Annotated in this window: 6 protein-coding genes; 2 read left to right on the top strand and 4 right to left on the bottom strand. The window is 40.2% G+C overall.

The window, feature by feature from the left end:
- Positions 1–431: transposase DNA-binding-containing protein (locus ABMY41_RS21270; protein ID WP_349276200.1), on the bottom strand; the 431-nt coding region annotated here is incomplete at its 3' end.
- A gap of 125 nt (positions 432–556) precedes the next feature.
- Positions 557–1,534 (bottom strand): HTH-type transcriptional regulator CysB, encoded by a 978-nt coding sequence (cysB, locus tag ABMY41_RS21265; protein ID WP_054551618.1) that lies wholly within the window; start codon positions 1,532–1,534, stop codon positions 557–559.
- Between the two features lie 297 nt (positions 1,535–1,831).
- Here cysB and ABMY41_RS21260 point away from each other — a divergent pair, with 297 nt between their 5' ends.
- Entirely contained in the window at positions 1,832–2,590 is a 759-nt protein-coding gene (locus ABMY41_RS21260; protein ID WP_130167058.1) for a hypothetical protein, read from the top strand.
- A 26-nt stretch (positions 2,591–2,616) separates the two neighbouring features.
- Here the strand turns inward: ABMY41_RS21260 and ABMY41_RS21255 are convergent, their stop codons facing one another.
- A complete protein-coding gene (locus tag ABMY41_RS21255) occupies positions 2,617–3,909 on the bottom strand; it encodes an NCS2 family permease (RefSeq protein ID WP_287246135.1) in 1,293 nt (430 codons plus the stop codon).
- Positions 3,910–4,030: 121 nt separating this feature from the next.
- On the opposite strand from ABMY41_RS21255, the gene ABMY41_RS21250 reads away from it, so the two are divergent.
- On the top strand, positions 4,031–4,495 hold the full coding sequence (locus ABMY41_RS21250) for a sel1 repeat family protein (protein ID WP_119852042.1): 465 nt from the start codon (positions 4,031–4,033) through the stop codon (positions 4,493–4,495).
- A gap of 23 nt (positions 4,496–4,518) precedes the next feature.
- Here ABMY41_RS21250 and ABMY41_RS21245 read toward each other — a convergent pair whose 3' ends face one another.
- Positions 4,519–5,241 carry a helix-turn-helix transcriptional regulator gene (locus ABMY41_RS21245; protein WP_349276197.1) on the bottom strand — a complete coding sequence of 241 codons (723 nt, stop codon included), beginning with the start codon at positions 5,239–5,241 and terminating at the stop codon, positions 4,519–4,521.
- Between the last annotated feature and the right edge of the window lie 233 nt (positions 5,242–5,474).

The following is a 5,474-nucleotide window of genomic DNA, read 5'->3' as shown; positions in this document are numbered from 1 at the left end:
CTCCAGCGAGACTGTTCAATTAATCCCACAACTTGCTTTGCGTCTGGTGCAAACAGCAATACGCTATGAGCTAACAAGCCACGTTGTTTTTTTCCTCGCCCAACATGGCCCAAATCATCTCGAATGGAGGAATGTTTATAAACTAGTGTGGTGGTGTCTTCTAGGGCAAGCAATAAGTTATGACTATGTGCTTGTTCAACGGTTGCTTGAAAGCCTGACTCTGCTATCGCATTTGCATCAATATGTTCATTGCGGATAAAGCGGTAGGCACCTTCCATATCGGCGGGGGATTGAGTGATGTTCACAAGTGGTTTTCCTGGTTCATTTGCAAGAGTTGACGCTAACTTTACCAGACGGGCTGTTCTTCTGGGATCACCTAAGTCCGATTTACCGAATTGTTGTGTTGCCCAATGAGTATGGTCGTTAATCATAATGTGTCTCCAAACAAGATTTGAAGATCTGATCATGATGTTGAAATTTAGTTCAAAAAAATCCCCGCTAATTTCTTAGCAGGGATTTGTGTATAAGAGACAGCTTTAAAGCGGCTTTATTATCTCTATTTTACTGGTAGCTCAATGTTTTCGAAGAGCTTATCAACATCTTCTTGGTTACGTAATAAGCTTGCTCGCTCAACCAGTTCTTTCGTTAAGTGCGGTGCAAAACGCTCAATAAAATCATACATGTAACTGCGTAAAAAGCTACCCTTTCTAAAACCAATTTTAGTGGTGCTCGCTTCAAATAAGTGGCTTGCATCAATACAGACTAAATCAGTATCGGTTATTTGATCAATCGCCATTGACGCAACAACACCTACACCTAGACCTAAACGAACATAAGTTTTGATTACATCAGCATCTGTTGCAGTAAAAACAATATGCGGCTCAAGACCATGTGCATTGAAGGCCTTATCTAACTCAGAACGACCAGTAAAACCAAACACATAAGTAATAAGTGGGTATTTAGCCACATCGGCAACCGTTAAATTATCAGCCTTTTGCGCAAGCGGGTGTGTTTTTGCCACAACAATACTGCGATTCCAGTGATAGCACGGCAACATAACTAAATCAGAATATAAATGCAGCGCCTCAGTCGCAATGGCAAAATCAGCATCACCGCGTGCTGCCGCATCGGAAATTTGCTGTGGCGTACCCTGATGCATGTGTAAAGACACTGCTGGGTACTTTTTCATAAAGCCTTGAATAACATTCGGTAATGCGTAACGAGCCTGAGTATGAGTGGTCGCAATGTTAAGTTTACCTTGATCCGGCAAGGTATGCTCATTGGCAACCGCTTTAATACCTTCAACTTTCGACAGTATTTCTCGTGAAATATTAATAATTTCGTTACCGGCACTGGTTACATGGGTAAGGTGTTTGCCACTACGGCCAAAGATCTGTACACCCAGTTCGTCTTCAAGCATACGAACTTGTTTTGAGATCCCCGGTTGCGAGGTAAATAAACTTTCGGCTGTCGCAGAGACATTCAGTTTATGATTTTGGACTTCGACTATATATCTGAGTTGTTGTAGTTTCATGGCTGCATTGTAAACGTTGTTATTGTTTATTTATAAAGGCTGCAAAGCGCAATGCCAAGCGATATTTCATCGCGCTATACATTTATATCGATTGTTTCTAAGGCTAACACATTAAATTACTGCTCGGTAGCCGTGTTTACTCGCAAAATATTCAATAAAGGTGCTAGTTTAGCGCTATACTCGTTATAAAGTAGTAATCGTAATAAGTTTATTCGAGATAACTACCGCAAAACTGTTCAGATCTAATCTTTTTAAGGTAAGATAAAAAAATTAGATAGTTAAAACTGAGATTTAGTAATGATTGTTTCTATCATCATCATGCTCATTGTTGCATTAATCGTGATCGCATTATGGGTCAGCGCTGTGCAGCAACATAAAGAAAAACAAGAAGCAGAGCGCCGTAAAGAGCTTACAAAACAAAAAAAAATCATTGAAGAAGCAGAAGATGTACTGCTTAACAGTGCCAATATCCCCATGTCTGAAAATATTCTGCGTATTATTCAACGCCGTATTTATGATGCACTTGTTTCAATGGTCGAGCTTTCTCCAAGCTCAAAAGAATTAAAAAACAGACTAAAAGAATCTAAAGAGCGTTTAGCCTCTCCTATCGAAGCAAATAATAGCGATGCATTAGCACTACCAGATAACGACAAACAATTAATAGCTCTAATTCAAGGTATAAAGAAATTACGAGCAGTACTTCGCTCAGAGCATGGTAAAGGCAAAGTAGATAGCCAAGTATTTGTTGCTGAAGACAAACGCCTTGAAAAATTGCAGTTAAGAATCAATGTAGAAAGCCAAATTAAGCGCGGGATTTCAGCTCGCTCAGCAAATATGGTGGGCTCTGCCAGACAGTATTTTGAAAAAGCTCTAGCAACACTGACCTCAGTTAGCTATAGCGATGAATATGTAAACTCGAAAAGACAAGAGGTTGAAGGCTATTTAGAAACGATTAGCTCTGAGTTGAAAGCATCAAATGCAACGTCACTAAAGAAGAAAGCAGAACAAGAGCAGGACGATTTAGACGTATTATTCGCACCAAAGAAAAAGTGGTAAACCACTTTTTCTTTGCTTTGTGCAAATTAAGATAAAAACGCAAACTTAACAATAAACAGCGCTGTTAATACCCACACACTAATACTGATTTCATCTTTTTTACCACATACCAACTTCACGGCAGTATACGAGATAAAACCAAGGGCGATACCGTGCGCAATCGAGAAAGTTAACGGCGTCATCAATAATACAACGCTCACTGGAATGGCATCTGTCATATCATCCCAATTTACAAGCTTTAAATTTTGCATCATTAACACAGCAACATATAAAATTGCACCTGCCGTTGCATAAGCTGGGATCATGCTAGCAAGTGGCGCAAAGAACATCATTAACAAGAAACAAATACCTACAACCACAGCGGTAAGACCTGTACGGCCGCCCACAGACACACCTGCAACTGATTCAATATAAGACGTTGTTGTTGACGTACCAAGCATTGAGCCTGCAATAGTAGCTGTACTGTCGGCACTTAGTGCGCGACCTAAACGAGGCATTTTACCTTGTTCATCAGCAATACCTGCTTTTTGCGTTACAGCAACTAAAGTGCCTGAAGTATCAAACAAATCAACAAATAAGAACGCAAAAACCACTGTTAGCATTGAGATTTCGAATGCTGCTGCAAAATCCAATTGCATAAAGGTTGGTGCAATTGAAGGCGGCATTGAAATAATTCCTTGATACTCCACAAGGTCTAAACCAAGGGCAATTGCGGTTACTAATAAAATACTGATAAGTACGCCGCTTTTCATATCGCGGTATAACAGTGCTGCAATAACAAAGAAGCTAAAAATCGCAAGTAGTGGGCCTGGGGCTGTGATATCGCCTAACTGCACTAAGGTTGCAGGGCTTGCTACGATAATACCGGCGTTTTTCAGTGCAATAAGGGCTAAGAAAGCACCGATACCTGTGGCAATGGCACGTTTTAACACCAGAGGAATAGCATCAATGATCCACTCTCTCACCTTAAATAGGCTTAAGAATAAGAAGATACAGCCAGACATAAAAACTGCACCTAATGCAGCTTCCCAAGTGTAGCCCATGCCCAAAACAACACCATAAGTGAAGAAGGCGTTTAAGCCCATACCCGGAGCAAGTGCTAATGGGTAGTTTGCCCATAAACCCATAATAAAACAGCCAATTGCAGCAGCAATACAGGTTGCTACGAATGCCGCACCTTGATCCATTCCCGCTTCTGCAAGCATTGCAGGGTTAACAAATACAATGTAAACCATGGTAATGAATGTTGTGATGCCAGCAATAGTCTCGCGGCGCACAGAGGTGTTGTTTTCAGTGATTTTGAAAAGTCTTTCGAACATGTTGAACTTTAAGTTGAGATTAATTGGCTAATTTTATCATATTTTATCTCAATAAGAGGACATTTTACCTTGCAATGTTCTAAACTAATAAGGTCTTTTATTTCAAGAAAATAACTAAACTATGTCTGATAATTCGCCAGTAGGCTTAGATTTAGAGCAACAGCTTGATAATGTACTTGCCTTTATTACCCAACCCGATAAAGGGTCGGCGCCAGATAAAAGTACTCAATCTGTTGAAAACGTACTAAACAAAGCTTTGTATTATTTAAAAAATGAACAGCCTCCCCTTGCTGCAAAATGGATGCGCTTAGCAGCTATGGCAGGTAACCATAGGGCGCAATTTTATATGGGGCTGTTTTTCATCAAAGGGCAAGGTGTACCGCACAGTGTTTTTCATGGCGCGGTGTGGTTAAGTCTGGCAAGTAGCCAAGGTTATGAACCTGCAACGGCTGCACTTGATGATCTTAGAAAACACATCAGTACGCGCAGATTACATGATGCGCAAAGCTATGCAGCTACCCTATATGAACAAATCCACCAGCAGCAATTTGCACATTTAATTCCTCGTGATCCTGACGCCAGCTAACACGCGTCAGGTTCTACAACTCATTAATGCTGCCTTGTCAGTTTACTCTCAAATGTGATGAGACCTGCACCAACTACAAACAATAAGATACCTATAAACTCAAGCCACACATGGCCTTTATGGGGCTTGATAATAGGTGTTTTTGAAGTAAGGCTATATAAACGCCTGCCTTGCTCGCCAGGTTCTACAAACGAAATACCTTTATAGTCCGCTGAAATAATAAATTTAAAATCATGCCTGCTGATCATTTCTCGACGTTTAGCATCTATTTTCTCGCGGCTTTGTTCTACGAGTAGCGTACGCCAATCATGAAAAATGCCATCTGGTTCATTATCTTTCACTACACCATATGATTTGTACTCATAGAACTTTGTATTGAATAGCTTTTCTTGATGCCCTAAATAAAACATGGCACAGCCTAGCGCACTTAACAGTATGGCAATATAGACGAGTGAACGCTGTTTAATGAATTGCTTATTACTTTGTTGCTTATACCAAGCTTCAATGTCAGGCACATTAATCAACCGAGCTTTATCTACAGAATATTTTAATGGCTCCATAAAGTCGCAAATTGTTAGATTGAGCGCCGTTAATATTGAACGAAATGTGTCATTTGAAGGCACTGATTTATCGTTCTCAAGTTTTGAAAGGTAACTTTGCTCTATCCCCACTTGCTCTGCAAATTCTGGTTGGCTTAGTTTTAGCTCACTGCGATAGTGTTTTAGCTGTGTTCCGAATGTACTCATAACGCATTTCCTTTTTGTTGTGGAGCCGCCATTCTTTGCTATTCATGCAGATATAAAAAGCTGAATAAATAGGAATAATGAAGAATATTAGCAAGATAGGATGAAAGATACGTGATACGTGATACGTGATACGTGATACGTGATACGTGATACGTGATACGTGATACGTGATACGTGATACGTGATACGTGATACGTGATACGTGATACGTGATACGTGATACGTGATACGTG

Origin of the sequence: Pseudoalteromonas sp. BZA4 (assembly GCF_040104395.1) — a bacterium.
Lineage (GTDB): Bacteria > Pseudomonadota > Gammaproteobacteria > Enterobacterales > Alteromonadaceae > Pseudoalteromonas.
This window is presented reverse-complemented; position numbering and strand designations above follow the sequence as displayed.